Consider the following 20,171-nt stretch of genomic DNA (forward strand, 5'->3'; position numbering starts at 1 on the left):
TTTATCTTCTTCTCCCAGTACCTAGTACCTAGTCCCCGACACTAAGATTCAGGAACAATAGGAACGCCATCACGGAGATTCAGCAGCCCTGAGGTGACAATTGTGTCTGTTGGCTGTAATCCCTTGATGATTTGGTAATTATTCCCTCTGATATCACCCAACTGCACGCGTTTTTGCCGTGCAACTAGTTGGGAGGTTCCTTGGGGCGTTTTTTCCGTTTGGGTTACATAGACAAAAGTTTCCCCGGCGATGCGTGTGACTGCTGTAATCGGAATTAAAACGCCTGTACGTTGATTCCAAATAACTCTAGCTCTCACTAGCTGATCTGCCCTTAGTTGACCATTTGAGTTGTTATATAAGGCTTTTACCAGAATTGATTGGGTTTCGTTACTGGCATTAGGAGCAATGAAAAATACCCTACTAGTACCCAGTGTTTGACCTTGGGTGTTCATAATCTCTACAGGCATTCCCTGACGTAATTGGGGCCCTCGTTCTAGAGGTACAGAGATATTAACCTCCAAGGGTCGGTTTTGAGTAATGGTTAGTAGTGGTGTGGAACTATTGACAAAATCACCAATTTTAACGGGGATATTGCCGACAGTGCCTTCAAAGGGGGCAGTAATTCGATAGAACTGGAGTTGGACTTGTTGCTCGTCAGTATTAGCCTGGGCTTGCTGCACTGATTTTTGTGCTTGGGCGATACTAGCTTTTTGGGCTTGAATCCTAGATTCTATGGCGTTGAGATTGGCTCGTGCTGTAGCTAGTCTGTTGGCATACTGATCTTTGGTTTGCCGAGATACAGCCCCTTGGTCAGCTAAAGAAGCATACCTGTCGTACTCTTGCTGATTCAATCGCACATCAGCAACATTAGATAATCTTTCCGCTTCTAAGGATTTGAGGGTAGCATTAGCGTTTTCTAGCTGTGCTTTGCTAGCTTGGGTGGCTGCATCGTTACTGATAACGGCTGCTTGTTGCTGTCTGGGGTCGATTTGAATCACGGCTGCACCAGAGGCGATCGCATCTCCCGATCTCACAAATATCTGGGTCACTTGACCCTGTACTCTTGGTTGGAGAGTGACGGAACGCCGTGACTCTAAGCTAGCCACAAAATCTGTGCTTTCTTCAATAGTGCCGACTTGTACTGGTGATGTTTTTACTCTTACGCCTGGCGGTTGAGCCTCAGCAGTGGCGGGTGGGCGATCGCTCGGAGTCAGTAACCGCCAAACTATCGCTGTTCCACCCCCTAATAAGAGGATGGCAGCCAACAATAACCTGAGCCACCGCCGTTGTTTTGGTGGTGGCTCAGGGGGTTCCTGGGGAAGATTATCTCTAAAATCAGTTTGAGGCTCAGAGGATGACATGGTTTACAGCGAACCTAAGAACTAATTAACTAAACATTGTCACAAGGATAAATATGTAGGCCATGGAATTTACTTATTTAGCATGAGTCTCCATAAATAGCTTTGTGTTAGCTCACCCAAAATATACTGTTTTTATATTTTCGCCAATCTACCTAAAGGTGAATGATAAAGTCTAGTTTACAAATCAAGAGTATATCTTGTCTTTTCAATTATTGCTAAAATTTTTCTAATCTTGCTTTCGAGATTCGATATTTTTCTGTAATTATTAATATAGAGGTTTCCTGATATTTGTTGATTTAGTTTGATTTATATAGATGAGTTTTTAATTATTATTTTTCCCGGTAAAACTAAATGTAGTTTACAAGATTAACCAATCAAATTATTTATCATAATTATTGGAATTGATGAGTATCGACCATTACAAAATATCATATCTCCCTAACGCAACCAAGTTGTTTTTTTTCGGTGTAGTCTGCGCTTAAAAATATTTAATAGGATTGTTATGAGGACTTACGCACCCAGATTTTCTGTTGGGACTGGGTGTATGGGTGTAAGGCTCGCATTTCTCACAAGCTTCAGGTGTTGGATGGGGTGTAGGGGAAAGGACTTGTACAATAACTCTCCCTTACACCCTTGATTTTTCGTTTTCATGGGTGAGTCCGATTGATTTTATAAATAGTCTCTTATTGCCTAAGTTAGCTAATGAAACTTATTCAACTGCTGTCAACCCATCAGACTTTTTAGCTAATGAAGCACTAGCAAGAAAACTAGAAATAGCAAAGAGCATCCAACCCAAACATACGTGCTTTTTTGTTTGCCAATCTTGTCTGTTATTGATGGTGGGAATTGGTTGACTATTCATCTCTAATTTCCAACAAGTTATGGCACCTATACCGAACAATACAGCACCAACGATAGAGGAAATTGTCACAGTTCTAAATATCCAGTAAGCAAAATTTTGTTCCATGCGTAAACGCCTGACAGCACGGCGATTACGAATCATACTTAGTTCATCTTTGTTCAGACTGAGTGGAGCTAGTGGATAGGTTATTTGTTGATTTCCCATCATTTTTGTCACCTAATATCTCCTTCTACGTCATATATGATATCCGTAACTGTGGTTATATATAAACTTTCGTCGGAGATAATTTATTAAATAAATTTCAAGATAAAAAGTTTAAACAACTGCTGGTTCTGGAAGCAAATACCCAAAGATATAAGTAGGACAGCATAAAAATTTGGAGTCGGGAATAGCCAATTATGCTGAAGGAATGAGGAGGGAGGATTTTAGTTCATCTTTCTTAACTAAGATAGTTTTGTGGTTTGACGGACTACTTACTTAAGAAAGAGATTTGATTATTACAAAAATATAAGTATCTGTGGGGATACTGGAACAATAGTTTTGGTTTGTTTACGAATCTTGAAGACATGGTGTGAGAAACCAAAATCTATTTTTTTTTGCTATGGTGATCCCAAAGGAATTATTAAGCACACAGGGAAGTATAAACAGTATTGATCGTGTTTATGGTGCTGCGATGGCGTTCTGTCTGACCGCCAAAAGAAAAAAAATAAATGCAACAAAAAACTAATTCTCCATAACCAAAGCATTAATTCAGGGAGGTAATACTGATGGTGACAGTATCTCAAAACACTTTGGCAAAATTTTCTCAAGAGGAATCGTTGGTTCTCTGGCTTGATAAAGTTGGCATTAAAGATATTGCCTTAGTGGGTGGTAAAAATGCCTCATTGGGGGAAATGATTCAACAACTGACACCCAAAGGCGTGAACGTACCGACAGGATTTGCTACTACTGCTTACGCTTATCGTTATTTCATCCAATCGGCTGGGTTAGAAGCCAAGTTACGGGAACTGTTTGCAGATTTAGATGTGGAGGATGTGAGAAATTTACAAGAACGGGGACTCAAAGCCCGATCGCTCCTCATGCACACCCCATTTCCTTTAGAATTACAACAGGCGATCGCCTCTGCTTATGAAAGTTTGTGTAAGCAGTACAATCCTGATACAGATGTCGCCGTCCGTTCCAGCGCTACCGCCGAAGACTTACCTGATGCGAGTTTTGCTGGACAACAAGAAACATATCTCAACGTAGTTGGTGCAGAAGCAGTATTAGCAGCTTGTCATAAATGCTTTGCTTCCCTATTTACAGACCGCGCCATTTCCTATCGCCATACTAAAGGATTTGATCACTTTAGCGTCGCCTTGGCTGTGGGTGTACAGAAAATGGTACGTTCTGACCTAGCCACCTCTGGGGTGATGTTCTCTATTGATACAGAAACAGGTTTTAAAGATGCAGCCTTAATTACAGCCGCCTATGGTTTAGGCGAAAACGTTGTCCAAGGGACAGTTAATCCAGATGAATATTGTGTATTTAAGCCGACATTAAAAACAGGATTTAAACCAATTATTGATAAAAAATTGGGCAGTAAAGAATTAAGAATGGTCTATGATGAAGGCTCCCAATCTACTAAAAATGAACCAGTATCAATAGTAGAACAAAATAAATTTGCTCTCAGTGACGCAGATATTTTACAACTAGCTCATTGGGCTTGTTTAATTGAAGACCATTATTCTCAAGCCCACGGTAGTTACACCCCAATGGATATTGAATGGGCAAAAGATGGCATTACCAACCAACTTTTTGTAGTGCAAGCCCGTCCAGAAACGGTGCAGTCCCAGAAGAATGGGAATGTGTTGCGGAGTTATCGGTTGGGGCTGGGGACTGGGGAGAAAACGCAGAATTTATCACTCATCCCCCTAGTCACTGGACGCGCCATTGGTGAAGCGATTAGCCAAGGGAAAGCGCGGGTAATTTTAGATGCCAAACAAATAGAAGAATTTCAGGCTGGGGAGGTGCTGGTGACAGAGAGAACTGACCCTGATTGGGAACCAATTATGAAACGTGCCAGTGCAATTATTACCAATTCTGGTGGTCGTACTTGTCATGCGGCCATTATCGCACGGGAATTGGGTGTGCCGGCGATCGTTGGTTGTGGTAAAGCCACGCAAGTATTAACAACTGGTCAAGAGGTGACGGTTTCTTGTGCGGAGGGTGAAGAAGGTAAAGTCTATCCTGGGTTATTACCTTTTCAAGTGAAAGAAGTTCTCTTAGAAAACTTACCCCGCACCCATACCCAAATCTTGATGAATGTGGGTAATCCCCAAGAAGCGTTTAGTTTATCGGCAATTCCTAATGATGGTGTTGGTTTAGCCAGGACGGAGTTTATCATTGCTAACCAAATCCAAGTCCATCCCTTGGCGTTGATTCACTACGACAATTTAGCGGATGCAGAACAAAAAGCCAAAGTTGCGGCTATCACCGCCATGTATGACGATAAACCCCAATATTTTGTAGATAAATTAGCCCAAGGTGTGGGCAGAATTGCCGCCGCCTTTTATCCCAAACCTGTGATTGTGCGAATGTCCGATTTTAAGAGTAATGAATATCGCAACCTTGCAGGGGGTTCCCAATTTGAACCAGATGAAGAAAACCCGATGCTGGGCTGGCGGGGGGCTGCACGTTATTACGATCCAGGTTATAGAGAAGGTTTTGCTTTAGAATGCCATGCTATCAAGCGGGTGCGGGATGAAATGGGGTTAACTAACGTTATTCCCATGATTCCTTTCTGTCGCACACCAGAGGAGGGACGTTTGGTTTTAGCAGAGATGGCGAAACATGGTTTAAAGCAAGGTGTTAACGACTTGCAGGTTTATGTAATGTGCGAGTTACCAAGTAACGTCATCTTGGCCGAACAGTTTGCAGAGGTGTTCGACGGTTTCTCCATTGGTTCCAACGACCTGACTCAGCTGACACTAGGATTAGATAGAGATTCAGCTTTAGTCGCTCGACTATTTGACGAACGTAGCCCAGCTGTGAAACAAATGGTGAAAATGGCGATCGCCTCTGCAAAAAAACAACGCCGCAAAATCGGCATCTGTGGGCAAGCACCAAGCGATTACCCGGAATTTGCCCAGTTTTTGGTAGAAGAAGGAATTGATTCTATTAGTCTCAATCCCGACTCTGTATTAAAAACGATGCTGGAAATAGCTAAGGTGGAACAGCAAAGCTGAGGTAGGAGGTAAATCAATTCAAAATACCCTACGGGTTCGCGTAGCGTTCTCGAAGAGTAGGCAAGCCTACAAAATTATAGAATTGCTGACTCAGCACTCGTCTTACATCCTAGCCAAGGCTGACACTTTGGAAAGCTTGTCTTTAGATAACCCTTCCAGTTCGTTGACATGAAGCCAGCCGTCTTTGACTAACCCAGCAAAGACAAACAACAGAGCCGAGTATTGGTAGTCATACTTGCCCTCGATTTCATGCCTTCTAGCACTCAAGAAATCGTGTAATTGCCAAAGCTCGTCCAACTCTACAAGTGTGCTGGCTTCTTTTTGAACCTGTTTGAGCAAAGCCTCAATCTCTCGTTTGTAGGCTTGATCAAAGGCTGTTCGAGCTATCGTCTTTTCAATATCACTCCACTCGGCTTCACTCACGTACATGACTCAATCTTAAACTTGTATTAATTAATTGCGTTTGCTCAGAATAATTGAGCGCCCTTCGTTAAGAGAGCGCTCACCGCGATAATCAGCTATTTAGTTGTTTTGTTATTTTCCTTTAGCGAACCAAGTTCAAAAGTTCTTTGGGAGAGGCTAACAAGTCAATAGCTACGAAGAAGATTTTACCTTGGGGGTTGAGCAAGAAGCGCCAAGCCATGTTCATCCCTACTGCTGCACCAAACCAAGGGGTCTGAACTTTACCTGTCACTTTCACCTGAGTATAGCCATCGTCTGCGGGTTCAGCCACACCGCGCTCTGGAAGCAAGTTGAGGTTCTGGCATTCTTCACGGAAGAACCGCAGAATTGCATCCTTACCAACGATTGGTCTTTGGAAGGGAGGCTGCAAAGCTCCATCCTCCACGAACAACTTGATCAGTTCATCAAAGTCATTGGCGTTCAAGTTGTTCATGTAATTCAACACAGTGGAATTATTAATTCCCTCAATGGTGACTTGAACACGCTGGGAAATATCTTTAGGTGCAACTAATGGTTCAGCAACTCTTGTGTAGCCGTCTAGTTTAGCTGCATCAAATCCCATATCTACAACGGAACTGCGGAGGACGGTAATCTGTTGTCCTTGATCCAGACTTTTCAGGGTTTCCAATACTGCATTAGCATTGGCTGAAAGCTGATAGCCAGCAGGAATTGGCGCAACGGCACCTTGCTCCATCCATTCTCCCAGTTGATTCCAAAAACCTAACTTGATATTAGGCGACCAAGTAGCATAGGTGCGGCAAATGGGCGTATCTGTGTGGTTTGCCAGGTCGCACATAACCTGAGTTTGTTCCTCAAAGGTCATTTCCTTGATTTGCTTGAGGATACCTTCCGCAAACTGCATACTAGCTGCACCAGGCGCTGCAACAGTAATAGTTTTGCCCATCTCTAAGAAAGCGAACCATGTCCATGCCAGTTGATCTTCTGCACTGAGTTGGTTGAATCGTGCAGTCAGCGCTGGCACTGCATCAGCCTGTAATGTGTTAGGGAAGATACGACGGGCGGAATCGATAGTAATTGCCATACAGAGAGCTACCTAGCTAAGTTTTTACCTGACAAGAGGCGAAGCAAAAAGTTTCAGAAGATACAGTTTTGCTCCTGTGTCCAAACTATCACAAAAGTTTGCATAAATTAAAAAAAATTTACACTTTACTCAGATGATTGACTTGACAAAAAGCTGTAACTATTGAATCGTCTACTCTTCAGGGATCAATCCTCGTTTGAGGAAACTGCTTATCTGTAAATCATTTAGGTTATTCATTGACAAATAATCCTAAAAATGATTACCTGCGAACTTGAACTCTTCTGCGTCTTTGAATGTGTTTGTTTATTCGGATGGGTGACAAAGTATGCAACAGAAGCATAACAAGCTATGCTGATTTACGGATTTAATTGCTATCCTCATTATTTATGCTTTAGTCACGATGCACCGAAAATTAGCGTAATACCTAATAACTAATGACTAATTACTAATGACTAAAAATTGGTATCGAATTGGCTTGGTCGGTATATTCTTGCTATCACTGTCTTTAAGGTTTTGGGGACTAGATAGATTTAATACTCTCGTATTTGATGAAATTTACTACGCTAAATTTGGTCACAACTATCTCAACTACATACCATTTTTCGATGCTCATCCACCTTTAGGCAAATATATGATTGCTATGGGAATGTGGCTGAGTAGCTATATTCCTTTTTGGCAAGAGGGCGTAAACGGATTAACTGGTGCATTGCGCTCTCCTTGGAGTTATCGTTGGGTTAATGCTCTATCTGGCTCATTTATTCCGCTAATTATTGCCAATATCGCTTATCACATCAGTTATCGACGCAGCTTTGCTTTAATTGCTGGTTTATTTACTGCTCTTGACGGTTTGTTTATTGTAGAATCTCGTTATGCCCTCATCAATATTTATATCGTCATATTTGGCTTATTGGGGCAATGGTTATTTTTATTAGCATTAGCTAGTCAAAAGCAGAGACGTAATTTATATTTAGTCATAGCTGGTATGGCTTTTGGTTGTTCAATCGCCACAAAATGGAATGGTTTATTTTATTTAGTAGGTATTTATTTAATTTGGAGTATAGCTTGGGTTTGGCAATTCATTACATCTGAATATCAACCAAGAGATAATTCTGCTGATGTAGAACCTATTAGCCTTCAGACTTCACTATATAATATAACACAAATCAATATTGGACAAATTATATTTTTCTTAGGGATTATCCCCACTGTAATTTATAGTTTGATTTGGATACCACATCTACAAATAAATCCTAAATATGGATTTATTCAAGTACATCAAGAAATATTAGGCTTTCACGAACGTCTTGACGGTAATACGGCTCAAGTACATCCTTACTGCGCTGCTTGGTATAAATGGCCTTTGATGATTCGGCCAATGGCATATTATTATCAAACGGCTCAAAGTGTTAATGATCCATTACCCGTTTTAGGGCCGCCTTTGCCTAGTGGTGCCGGGAAAGTGATTTATGATGTTCATGCAATGGGTAATCCTTTCTTATGGTGGTTTGGTGTTGCTGCATTATTATTTTTGCTGGGGATGCTGATAGCAAAAGTGATGATTCCTTTGGTAAAAGAAAGGCGCTTATCTTTGCCAGCAAAACTTTCTGTTGATACTTGGATTTCTTTATATATAGTCTGGAATTACGCTATCAATTTATTACCTTGGACGATAGTGTCACGGTGCGTTTTTATCTATCATTACATGACAGGTGTAGTGTTTGCATTTTTAGCGATCGCCTGGTTTGTTGATCAATGTCTGCGTAGTTATTATCGCCCATTGCGGCTCGTCGGTGTGACGATTTCCTTTGTAATTATTGCTGCGCTTATTTTTTGGCTCCCCGTTTATTTAGGTTTACCCCTTTCTCCTGAGGGTTACAAAATGCGGATGTGGTTTAAATCTTGGGTGTAGAAGGAAAAATCCCCAGTTTGTTCAAGCAACTAGGGAATTCTCAACTATTACAGATGAATTATGTTGGCTTTAACTCATCCAAGGCTAGATTCAATTGCAAAACATTAACCCCCGGTTCACCAAAAATGCCCAGAAATCGACTATCAGTATTTTGAGTAATCAAAGTTTCTAGCTGTTGGGGTGGGAGTTGGCGCACTTTGGCTATACGGGAAACTTGCGCTCTGGCAGCTTCAGGGGTAATGTGGGGGTCAAGGCTGGAACCAGAAGTATAGACTAAATCGGCAGTTGGTTGGATACCAGATGTTTGCAACCGATTTAAGTCTTCATCTTTGATACGTTCTATTAATTGGGGGTTACTGGGAGCCAAATTACTAGCACCAGAAATTCCTGTTTGTAAAACTAGATTATCATCTTTGTTTGGGTTAGCCGTGCTGTAGACAGTGGTACTAGGACGAGAGTTAAAATAGCGATCGCTAGTAAAAGGTTGACCAATTAAAGTCGAACCCAAAACTTGACCCCGACTATCCCTAACTAAACTACCGTTTGCCTGATGGGGAAATACAATCTGTCCAACAGCAATCATAAAAAAAGGATAAATCACAGCAGCAATTACCCAGAGTACAAAACTAGAACGAATTGCCCTGCTAGCTTCGCGTGCAAAACTCATTAGAACTTCTCCGGTATAAACATCACAAAAAATAGATAAATAGACAGACTCAACGTCACTACTCCTAAAAGCCCCAAAGCCCAAGCCTGTGTACGGGAAAACTCATCACCAGTAGCCGCATAAACAACAGGTGCAACCACAAGGTTAAAACACATCCCCAAAAAGATAGACAAAGGCAATCTACGCCCACCAAAAATCAAAGACCTTCTCATATCTCTATTCCTCAAGAAAAACTCCGCGCCCCTCTGCGTTTCCCCTACTAAGAAAAAGGCAAAATCACATCAATTAATTTGATGGCAATAAAAGGCGCAATAATACCACCAAGACCATAAATAAAGATGTTCCGTCTTAATAATTGGTCTGCCGTTAGTGATCTAAACTTCACACCCTGAAGCGCCAAAGGAATTAATGCCGGAATAATCAGAGCGTTATAAATCAGCGCCGAAATAATAGCAGATTGGGCGCTTTTTAAACCCATAATATTCAGCGCACCAATACCAGCCGCCCCAAAGATAGTAGGCAGAATGGCAAAATATTTGGCGATGTCATTAGCAATTGAGAAAGTTGTCAAAGCGCCACGAGTAATCAACAACTGTTTACCAATAGTGACTAAATCAATTAATTTAGTGGGGTCAGAATCCAAATCCACCATATTAGCGGCTTCTTTGGCGGCTTGCGTCCCAGAGTTCATTGCCAAACCCACGTTAGCTTGAGCCAAGGCTGGGGCATCATTAGTACCATCCCCAGTCATGGCGACTAACTTACCCTGAGATTGTTCGTTGCGAATTACATCAATCTTGTCTTCTGGTGTTGCTTCGGCAATGAAATCATCAACCCCTGCTTCTTGTGCAATTACACTAGCGGTAATGTGATTGTCCCCTGTGAGCATAATTGTCTTGACACCCATCCGCCGCAGTTGCTCAAACCTTTCTCGCAAACCGGATTTGACAATATCTTTAAGATAGATGACTCCAAAAATTTCGTTATCTTGACAGACAGCTAAAGGTGTACCCCCCAACAGGGAAACGCGCTCATAGGCTACATCGACATCACTAGGAATAGAACCACCGCGAGAACGGATAAAGCCCTTAATCGCATCTACTGCACCTTTACGGACTTGCTTCCCGTTGGGTAAATTCGTGCCACTCATGCGAGTTTTGGCGGAAAATTCCACACCTTCTGCTTGGTTAAGATTAACATCTGCCAGAATTTTGTATTTTTCTGCAAGTTTGACAATTGATTTGCCTTCTGGAGTTTCATCAAACAGACTGGCTAATTTCGCAATTCTCGCCACATCTTCGACTGTGTAGCTATTCACAGGAATAAACTCATCAGCCATACGGTTTCCGAAGGTGATAGTACCTGTTTTATCTAAAACTAAACTATTGATATCACCGCAGGCTTCCACTGCTCGTCCAGAGGTAGCGATGACGTTAAATTGAGCTACCCTATCCATCCCGGCGATACCAATGGCACTAAGCAAACCGCCAATAGTTGTGGGAATCAAAGCTACTAATAGAGAAATCAGAATAGCGATACTTGCACCTGCGCGTAAACTGTTTGCTGCCTCTGCCCCAAATGCAGTGCTGATAAAGTTAGCAATATAGTTCACAAAAGAAGGCATGGTTGCCACTACGATTAAGAAAACCTGGGTTAATACAGCTAACAATACCGTCAAAGCAATCTCATTCGGAGTTTTAGAACGTTCTGCCCCTTCTACAAGGGAAATCATCCGGTCAATAAAACCCTGACCAGGATCAGCCGTAATCCGAATTATTAATTCATCTGAGAGTAAGCGTGTTCCTCCAGTGACAGAACTGGCAATATCTGTACCTGGTTGCTTAAGGACAGGGGCAGATTCGCCTGTAATTGCTGACTCATCCACTGAACCAATACCCTGTATAACTTCCCCATCGCCGGGAATCATATCATTAGCTACTACCTTGATTACATCGCCTCGTCGCAGTTGTGTAGAACCAATTTTTTCTAGAGAACCATTGGGTAAGACTTTCCAGGCGATGGTATCGGAACGGGTAGCTTTTAAACTATCTGCTTGTGCTTTACCTCGTCCTTCCGCTACGGCTTCAGCAAAGTTGGCAAATAAGACTGTGAAAAACAAAATTAAGGTAATCAACCCGTTGAGTAGACGTTGTTGGTTGATATTTGCCTGTACTGTTCCGAAGAGATTGGGGTTAAGAGTGACGAGAAATGTCACAATTGTCCCCACCCAAACAATAAACATTACAGGGTTTCTAACGGCTATTTTGGGGTGGAGTTTAACAAATGATTCTTTAATAGCTCTTTGGTAGAGTCCTCGCATATCTGTTTTAGGAGTACGTTGGCGCGAGTCACGAGTTTCATGAGGTAGACGAGATGGCGATCGCATAAAGTTGGGTGAGAGTTGACAAATTACCCATTACCAATCCAAAACGCTTCACCAATGGGGCCGAATGCTAGTAAAGGAAAGAATGTCAGTGCGCCGAGGATTAAAATGACACCGGCTGTTACCCCTGTGAATAGTCCTGTGTCGGTTCGCAATGTCCCAGATGTGAAGGAAACTTGTTGTTTACGGCAGATACTATCGGCCAGGAATAGCAAGCCGATGATGGGGATATAACGCCCTGCTAGGAGACTAAAGGAGGTGCTGAGGTTCCACCATAAGCCTGTGATTGTTGGTTGTGCGCCAGAGGCGATCGCCAATGGGGATGCTTGACTATCTCCTAGTCCTTCAAATCCTGAACCGTTGTTAGCGGCGGCGGAAGCGTATTCATAAATCACTTGAGCGAAGCCGTGAAAACCTGGGTTGCTGATTCCTGCTAACTGTTCGCTGAAAGCCAAGGTGATGGCTGATGGAATCATGATGGCTATGGGGTGGACTAAGAGAATGAGAAAGCTTGCCAGCACTACTTCGCGTTTTTCGATTTTGCGTCCGAGAAATTCGGGTGTACGTCCTACCATCAAACCTGTGACAAATACTGCCAAAATTAGGTAAGCGAACAAGTAAGCTGTTCCGGTTCCTTGCCCACCCCAGACAATTTGTAGGAACATATTTGACAGGGTGACAAAACCCCCGTTGGGCATGAATGAATCGTGCAAACTGTTGATAGCACCGCACATGGTGGCGGTTGTACTGACGGTAAACAGTGCAGATTGCGCCCAACCAAACCGGACTTCTTTACCTTCTAAGTTCGGTTGTATGCTCCCCAATAGTGCGTTTACATCTGGGTTGCCGTTATATTCACCAATAGCAGTGATGATAATAAAAGCTAGATAAATTACGCCTACCATGCCATAGACTAGCCAAGCTTGTTTAATGTTGTTGGCAAATAAGCCGTAGGTGTAAATCAAGGCAGTGGGAATCGACAACATCGCCATAATCTCAATTAAGTTGGAAAACCCGTTGGGATTCTCAAATGGATGTGCCGAGTTGATGGCAAAAAAGCCGCCGCCGTTCTCTCCCAGTTCTTTGATAATTTCGTAGTGGGCAACAGGGCCGCGAGCGATCGCCTGACTAATGTTAGGATTTTCTATGGTGGGTAATACAATCGGCCCTGCCAATGTTTCTGGCACGCCCGCAGCCATGAGCGCAATACCACCCACAATACAAATAGGTAGCAAAATCCTGGTTATGGTGCGGGTTAGGTCTACGTAAAAATTACCCAATGGTCTACCTGTCAACCCGCGAATAAAGGTAATGGCTACAGCCAGTCCTGTTGCTGCTGAGGTGAACATATGATAACCCAGCCCAAACATTTGACTACCATAGCTGAGGGAGGTTTCTCCTGAGTAGTGCTGTTGGTTGGTATTGGTAATAAAGGATATAGCTGTATGTAGCGCTGTATCCCAAGTTGGCGCACCTATATTTGTAGGATTTAGGGGCAACCATCCCTGATTCATCATCAGCAAAAACACAAACAATCCCATCACGAGATTGCTATACAAAATGGCTCGTGCATATTGCCAACCCGTCATATTTTCTCTAGTTTGAACACCAATTAAGACATAAATTAATCGCTCAACTGGATTCAGAAGTGGGTCAAAGACAGTGCGTTGTTCTTGATAAATACGCGCCATGTATCGCCCGAAGACAGGAGTAATGGCTACTACAATCAGTAGCGTTAAGGCGATTTGTGTCCAACCTTGTAACATTGGTGTTTTGAATTGGTAAAACGTAATATTACTTACATAATTGTTTTGTTTGTTGCAGAAATCAAGGGATAGAAAAATATAAAATTTATTTATTTTTTATATATAGTGTTTAGTCGTAAATCTATATCAGTGTTTATATATCTTCTAAACGCGAAGTTTTGTATAATTTATGAATATATAGGAACCTGATTTAATTCTGGAAATTATTTGCTTAGGTAGGAAACAGTAAGCAAGTTAGGTAGAGGTATACTGACTTTTTTTCATGAATCAAATATTAGTTTTATAGCCAAATTACGAATTAATATAAATGCTATCCCGGCGAACTAAATTACTATCCCAAAACTCATTTTTGGTAAAAGCCTCAGTCATCTTAGGGCTATTGATCACAGTGATTTCTATGGAGTTTTCTACGCCAACAGAATATGTATTTGGATATCTTTATACTGGGCCAATTCTGTTAGCTAATCACTGGTTTGGACGTATAGCAACTTTATTGACGACATTTATTGCTGTATTTTTAACAATTCTTAATCTTGGTTTTCCAAATAATGAAGTGATTAGGTTTCCTACAGTTGCTAGTCGGATGATCGCTTGTATGTCCTTAATTGTAACAGGGATTTTAAGCGATCGCCTGCGTCGTTCTCAAGAGGCGATCGCCCTCACCCGTGCCAAATTAGAATCACAGGAAGAATTAGTCAGACTGCGGGAAGATTTTGCTTCTACTCTCACCCACGATTTGAAAACACCGCTTTTGGGTGCTATTGAAACTCTCAAAGCTGTTCAACAAGAAAAATTTGGTGCGGTATCATCAGCACAGCAGCCGGTGTTAGCCACAATTATCCGCAGCCATCAAACTTCTCTACAACTCCTAGAAACTTTATTAGATATCTATCGCAATGATACAGAAGGTTTACAGCTCAATTTAATTCCTGTGGATTTAACCACTTTGGCAGAAGAAGCAGCGAGTACACTAATTGATTTGGCTGCTAGTCGGCGAGTTCATATATCGTTTAATTATGGTGACTCTGATTGGCGGCGATCGCTGTGGGTAAACGGTGATCCTCTGCAATTGCAACGGGTGTTGTATAATCTCCTAGTCAATGCTATCAATCATTCTCGGCGGGGCGATCGTGTAGAGGTTGTATTGGAAACCCAAGCTTCCTATCAAGTAGTAAAAATTTCCGATACTGGCGCAGGTATTCAAGCAGAACAGTTTCCTCATTTATTTGAACGATTTTATCAAGGCCATAGTGAACGCCAAGCCAAAGGTTCAGGTTTAGGACTTTATTTATCTCGACAAATTATTGCAGCTCATAACGGTATAATTTGGGCAGAGAATAGAGTTCCTACGGGTGCTATGTTTGCATTCAAATTGCCTTTTCTCCCATTTCAGCCCTCTTTATCTGCGTCAGATGGCTTCTAACCCGGTAAAAATTCTGTTGGTTGAAGATGATGAACTCTTTCGCTTAGGCTTGCGGGTGCGATTACAACAAGAAGCAGGCTTAGAAATTATTGCTGAGGCTGAAGATGGTGAAACAGCCCTTGATTTAATCAAGCAAAACTCTCTGGATGTGGTGTTATTAGATGTAGGATTACCAGGGTTGGGGGGAATAGAAGCTTGTAAACAAATTAAGCAGCAAAATCCTCAACTACCAATTTTAGTTTTGACTTCCCATTCCCAAAAACCGTTAATTTCTAAATTAATTGAAGCAGGCGCTCAAGGATATTGTCTCAAAGGAATTATCGCCGAAAAATTAGTATTGGCACTGCGTTCTGTCGCGGCTGGGGCTTCTTGGTGGGATGAAACTGCAACGAGGGAAATTCGCTCTTCTATTGAGTCTAGCCAGTCTCAACCGCCAGAACAAAATTTCCCAAAATCTGATCACCCTTTAACTGGACGTGAATTAGAAATTTTAGCTTTATTAGCTAAGGGGAAAACGAATCAAGAAATTGCTACGGTACTGTACATTACCCCTGGAACAGTTAGAGTTCATGTTCATGCTATTCTACACAAACTAGAGGTTAGCGATCGCCATCAAGCTGTAGTTGTTGCTTTACAAAAACGGTTGATTCAAAATAGTGCGATCGCAAATGAATAGTTTACCCATTTGGGTAATGCAAAATAAAAAATTTAGATAAATTTTTTATTCCTGACATAAGGGACTTACAGAGTAAAAAATATCCAAATGTAGGGTGCGTCAGTATGAATAATTTCTGAGTATAGTTAGGTTATATCGCTCTGACGCACCCTACCAAACTGAACAATAATTAGAATTCAGATTTTGTTTACATCACTAAATATATACGGTTTAATCAATCACCGCTTTTTTACATTTCTTATCTCTATGTATCTTTAACGACTGTTAGACTGTTAGCGCAAGCAGTAAGTAATTTGTAGTTAGTAATTAGTAATGCCTTCAATTAAGGAATGTAAATAATTAATTCCTGAGGTTAAAAAATATATCAACTCTAATTTTGATTATTCTAGGGAATCAAAGAGGCTTTTTATGAGAATAGACGTAGAATCACAAAATATTAATGTTACTAGTTTAAAGGAAGCGCCAATTCATCTTTCCGGGCAAATTCAACCACATGGTGTGCTTTTAGTTTTGGAAGAACCGGGTCTGAAAATATTACAAGTGAGCAATAATACCTGGGGTATTTTGGGTATCAATGCTGAAAATATATTACAGAAAAAATTAGAAGATTTACTCGATTCCTTTCAAATAGAACGGATTCAATCAGGCTTATCTTCTGGGAATCTGGAATTTATTAACCCTACAAAAATTTGGATTAGAAAGAAGGGGGATGATTACGCAGTATTTGATGCGGTTTTCCATCGCAATACGGAAGGCTTTTTGATTCTGGAGTTAGAACCAGCAATTACTCAAGAAAATATCCCGTTTTTAAGCTTTTATCATTTGGCGAAAGCTTCAATTAATCAGTTGCAGAAAACAGCAAATTTGCGGGATTTTTGTCAGATAATTGTCCAAGAAGTCCGAAAAGTCACCGATTTTGATCGGGTAATGTTATATAAATTCGATGATGATGGACATGGTTCAGTCATCGCGGAAGAAAAACTAGACAGCCTAGAGCCATACTTAGGACTCCACTATCCAGAATCAGATATTCCTAAACCAGCCAGAAAATTATTTATTTCTAATTCCATCCGGGTGATTCCCAATGCTCAGGCTCAGGCTATACAGATGATACCCGCTTTGAACCCAGTGAGCGATCGCCCGGTTGATTTAACTAACTCAATTCTCAGAAGTGCGGCTAACTGTCACCTGGAATATCTACATAATATGGGTGTCGGTGCTTCCTTAACTATCTCGTTAATTAAGGACAATAAGCTTTGGGGATTAATTGCTTGTCATCACCTGTCAGCCAAATATGTTTCCTATGAATTGCGGAAAGCCTGCGAATTTTTGGGACGGGTGATATTTGCGGAAATCTCCGCCAGAGAGGAAACAGAAGATTACGATTATCGAATGAATCTGACCCATATTCAATCACTCTTGGTTGAATATATGTCCCAAGAAGATAACTTTGTTGATGGTTTAATTAAACATCAGCCGAGTCTTCTAGATTTAACCAGCGCTCAAGGTGCGGCTGTATGTTTTGGCGACCATTGTACATTAATTGGTGAGACTCCCAAAGCAGAAGATTTAGTTTTCTTAGTCCAGTGGTTGAAGAATAACGTCGAGGAAGAAGTTTTCTACACGGATTCCTTACCGCAAGTTTATCCAGATGCGGAAAGATATAAAAATGTCGCCAGTGGTTTGTTAGCGATTCCTATTTCCCAACGTAATTATGTTTTGTGGTTTCGACCGGAAGTAATTCAAACTGTAAACTGGGGTGGTGATCCTAATCAACCCTTTGAAGTTAATAAGTTAGATGGGAATGTGCGCCTCTGTCCGCGCAAATCCTTTGAACTGTGGAAAGAAACAGTCCGCCTCACCTCTCTACCTTGGCGATATGTGGAAATTAGAGCCGCCTTAGAATTGCGGAAAGCAATTGTGAATATCGTTCTACGCCAAGCCGATGAACTGGCGCAGTTAGCGCACGATTTAGAACGTTCCAACGCCGAACTGAAAAAATTTGCTTATGTTGCATCCCATGACTTACAAGAACCGCTCAATCAAGTAGCGAATTACGTGCAGTTGTTGGAGATGCGCTATCAAGATCAACTAGATGCAGATGCCAACGAGTTTATCACCTTTGCCGTCGAGGGTGTGAGCTTGATGCAGACGTTAATCGATGACGTTTTGGCGTATTCTAAAGTAGATACACAAGCGATCGCTTTTCAACTAACAGAAGTAGAAAAAGCATTAGACAAAGCTTTGGGTAACTTGCGCCAACGCATCGCCGAAACAGGCGCAAACATTACTCACGACCCCTTACCAACCGTCATGGCTGGTAGTACCCAACTCATGCAGCTATTCCAGAATTTGATAGCCAACGCCATTAAATTCCGCAGTGAGGAAGCGCCACAAATTCATATAGGTGCAGAAAGACTAGAAGACGAATGGCTATTCTCAGTTAGAGATAACGGGATTGGGATTGACCCCCAATTTAGTGATCGCATTTTCGTAATTTTCCAACGCTTACACACACGGGACGAGTATCATGGTACAGGCATGGGTCTAGCAATCTGTAAGAAAATTATCGAATGTCACCGGGGACGAATCTGGGTAGAGTCACAACTTGGTGAAGGTGCTACCTTCTACTTTACGATACCAGTTGGAGGTCGAGAGCGTGAGCGTAGAAACGGAAGAAAAACACAGAACAATCTTTTTAGTTGAGGATAATAAAGCCGATATCCGCCTTATCCAAGAAGCCTTTAAAAATAGCCAATTGCCACACGAAGTGGTAACAGTTAGAGATGGTATGGACGCAATGGCCTATCTGCGCCAAGAGGGAGAGTATACCCATGCACCGCGTCCAGACCTAATTCTCTTGGATTTAAACCTACCTAGAAAAGATGGTAGAGAAGTACTGGCGGAAATCAAAGCTGACCCCGCACTCAAAAGGATACCAGTAGTAGTTTTGACAACATCCAGAAACGAAGACGATATTTTTCACAGCTACGACCTACACGTAAACTGCTACATCACCAAATCCCGTAACCTCACCCAGCTCTTCCAAATCGTCAAAGGAATTGAAGAGTTTTGGCTCTCTACCGTCACTCTACCACCTGAGTAAGGGAGATGAAGACGCAGAGGAGCAGGGGAGAAAATTATTAAATTTTGAATTTTGAATTTTGAATTTTGAATTGATTACTCCCCAATCACCAATTACAAGGGGGTAAAACCAGAAAATTATGGTTGGACACTCAGTCAGGATTTTATTAATTGAGGATAGCCTCGCAGAAGCCAGGTTATTACAGGAATATTTGCATCAAGCTGAGTCCAAACAATTTGTTCTGGTTCATGTGAAGCGATTACAGGAAGCACTCAATGAACTAAAACAGACCAGCTACGATGTGATTTTGTTAGACCTCACCCTACCGGATAGCCAAGGGTTATCATCTTTACCTATATTGATAGGACGGGTTCCTAGTGTACCAATAGTTGTCTTGACAAATACTAACGATGAAGACTTAGCAATTGAAGCAGTCAGACAAGGAGCGCAAGATTATTTAGTCAAGCGACAGGTAAATGTTAATGTATTGGTTCGTGCTGTATTTTATGCAATTGAGCGTAAGCAAGCATTAGAAACATTACGCACCATGAATACAACCCTAGAAAACCGGGTGGAAGAACGCACGGCTGAATTGGTGAAAGCGCAAGAAATCAACCAGTTTAAATCTGAGTTTGTTTCCATGCTCTCCCATGACATCCGTAATCCCCTAAATACTATTTTGTTAGCGGCTGGGTTGTTGCAAAATAACGAAGACAAATTAACTAAGGAGAAAAAACGTTCTCATTTACAAATGATTCGTTCCGCCATTAAAAATATGGCACAACTATTAGATGAAGTGTCATTAATAGGCAAAGCTGAATCAGGTAAACTCCAGTGTGAACTTATCTCTATAGATTTGGAAGCATTCTGTCGCCAATTAGTAGCAGAAGCGCAATTAACTATAGGCGAGAAGCATTTGACTGTAATTTTTACCTGCAATAAATCATTTGACGAAGCTTTATTAGATGAAACCTTGCTGCGTCACATTTTAGGTAATGTACTAGGCAACGCCATTAAGTATTCCCTTCCCGGCGGTATAATCCACTTTGAATTAACTGCCCAAAATAACGCAGTTATGTTTAAGATTCAAGATTGCGGAATTGGTATTTCCCAGGAAGACCAGAAACAACTATTTCAATCATTCCATCGTGGAGAAAATGTAGGAGGAATTGCAGGTACTGGCTTAGGACTAGCTATAGTCAAAAAATGTGTTGATGCTCACGGCGGCGAAATTATCGTCAATAGTGAGGTTGGGGTTGGTACAACGTTTACTATCATCCTGCCATTAATCAACTAATCAACATTTAA

Annotated in this window: 15 protein-coding genes; 7 read left to right on the forward strand and 8 right to left on the reverse strand. The window is 41.6% G+C overall.

The genetic code is table 11. The features are described from left to right. Positions 1 to 41: 41 nt before the first annotated feature. A complete protein-coding gene (locus ACN222_RS15725) occupies positions 42 to 1,361 on the reverse strand; it encodes an efflux RND transporter periplasmic adaptor subunit (protein WP_010997295.1) in 1,320 nt (439 codons plus the stop codon). Between the two features lie 709 nt (positions 1,362 to 2,070). Further along, positions 2,071 to 2,430, reverse strand: a complete 360-nt coding sequence (locus ACN222_RS15730; RefSeq protein ID WP_044521637.1) for a hypothetical protein — start codon at positions 2,428 to 2,430, stop codon at positions 2,071 to 2,073. Between the two features lie 560 nt (positions 2,431 to 2,990). On the opposite strand from ACN222_RS15730, the gene ppsA reads away from it, so the two are divergent. Further along, complete coding sequence (ppsA, locus tag ACN222_RS15735; protein ID WP_096637162.1) at positions 2,991 to 5,450, forward strand: phosphoenolpyruvate synthase; 2,460 nt, start codon at positions 2,991 to 2,993, stop codon at positions 5,448 to 5,450. Between the two features lie 102 nt (positions 5,451 to 5,552). On the opposite strand, the gene ACN222_RS15740 is transcribed toward ppsA, so the two are convergent. Then, entirely contained in the window at positions 5,553 to 5,879 is a 327-nt protein-coding gene (locus ACN222_RS15740; protein ID WP_010997299.1) for a hypothetical protein, read from the reverse strand. Between the two features lie 115 nt (positions 5,880 to 5,994). Continuing rightward, a complete protein-coding gene (locus ACN222_RS15745) occupies positions 5,995 to 6,954 on the reverse strand; it encodes an orange carotenoid-binding protein (protein ID WP_010997300.1) in 960 nt (319 codons plus the stop codon). A gap of 448 nt (positions 6,955 to 7,402) precedes the next feature. Between ACN222_RS15745 and ACN222_RS15750 the strand changes: the two genes are divergently transcribed. Beyond that, positions 7,403 to 8,863, forward strand: a complete 1,461-nt coding sequence (locus ACN222_RS15750) for a dolichyl-phosphate-mannose--protein mannosyltransferase (protein ID WP_010997301.1) — start codon at positions 7,403 to 7,405, stop codon at positions 8,861 to 8,863. A gap of 58 nt (positions 8,864 to 8,921) precedes the next feature. Here ACN222_RS15750 and kdpC read toward each other — a convergent pair whose 3' ends face one another. From kdpC to kdpA, 4 genes are read right to left on the reverse strand one after another with little or no spacing between them, the layout of a single operon-like run. Then, positions 8,922 to 9,530, reverse strand: a complete 609-nt coding sequence (kdpC, locus tag ACN222_RS15755) for a K(+)-transporting ATPase subunit C (RefSeq protein ID WP_010997302.1) — start codon at positions 9,528 to 9,530, stop codon at positions 8,922 to 8,924. Next, the gene (locus tag ACN222_RS15760; RefSeq protein ID WP_010997303.1) at positions 9,530 to 9,742 is read right to left on the reverse strand and encodes a potassium-transporting ATPase subunit F; all 213 of its coding nucleotides are present in this window, start codon (positions 9,740 to 9,742) and stop codon (positions 9,530 to 9,532) included. The genes kdpC and ACN222_RS15760 overlap by 1 nt, the downstream gene beginning before the upstream one ends. Positions 9,743 to 9,789: 47 nt before the next feature. Further along, a complete protein-coding gene (gene kdpB, locus ACN222_RS15765; protein ID WP_010997304.1) occupies positions 9,790 to 11,916 on the reverse strand; it encodes a potassium-transporting ATPase subunit KdpB in 2,127 nt (708 codons plus the stop codon). A gap of 23 nt (positions 11,917 to 11,939) precedes the next feature. Beyond that, positions 11,940 to 13,679 (reverse strand): potassium-transporting ATPase subunit KdpA, encoded by a 1,740-nt coding sequence (kdpA, locus tag ACN222_RS15770; protein WP_010997305.1) that lies wholly within the window; start codon positions 13,677 to 13,679, stop codon positions 11,940 to 11,942. A gap of 307 nt (positions 13,680 to 13,986) precedes the next feature. Here kdpA and ACN222_RS15775 point away from each other — a divergent pair, with 307 nt between their 5' ends. From ACN222_RS15775 to ACN222_RS15795, 5 genes are all read left to right on the forward strand, one after another. Continuing rightward, on the forward strand, positions 13,987 to 15,102 hold the full coding sequence (locus tag ACN222_RS15775; RefSeq protein ID WP_044521642.1) for a sensor histidine kinase: 1,116 nt from the start codon (positions 13,987 to 13,989) through the stop codon (positions 15,100 to 15,102). Continuing rightward, positions 15,092 to 15,778, forward strand: a complete 687-nt coding sequence (locus tag ACN222_RS15780; RefSeq protein WP_010997307.1) for a response regulator transcription factor — start codon at positions 15,092 to 15,094, stop codon at positions 15,776 to 15,778. The genes ACN222_RS15775 and ACN222_RS15780 overlap by 11 nt, the downstream gene beginning before the upstream one ends. 408 nt (positions 15,779 to 16,186) lie before the next feature. Further along, positions 16,187 to 18,484 (forward strand): sensor histidine kinase, encoded by a 2,298-nt coding sequence (locus tag ACN222_RS15785; RefSeq protein ID WP_010997308.1) that lies wholly within the window; start codon positions 16,187 to 16,189, stop codon positions 18,482 to 18,484. Then, positions 18,438 to 18,884: a response regulator gene (locus tag ACN222_RS15790; RefSeq protein ID WP_010997309.1), complete on the forward strand. Its 447-nt coding sequence runs from the start codon at positions 18,438 to 18,440 to the stop codon at positions 18,882 to 18,884. Before ACN222_RS15785 ends, ACN222_RS15790 begins: the two co-directional genes overlap by 47 nt. A 118-nt stretch (positions 18,885 to 19,002) precedes the next feature. Further along, positions 19,003 to 20,160: an ATP-binding protein gene (locus tag ACN222_RS15795; protein ID WP_010997310.1), complete on the forward strand. Its 1,158-nt coding sequence runs from the start codon at positions 19,003 to 19,005 to the stop codon at positions 20,158 to 20,160. Positions 20,161 to 20,171 lie beyond the last annotated feature (11 nt).

The organism is Anabaena sp. FACHB-595, assembly GCF_048568275.1.
Taxonomy (GTDB): Bacteria; Cyanobacteriota; Cyanobacteriia; order Cyanobacteriales; family Nostocaceae; genus Trichormus.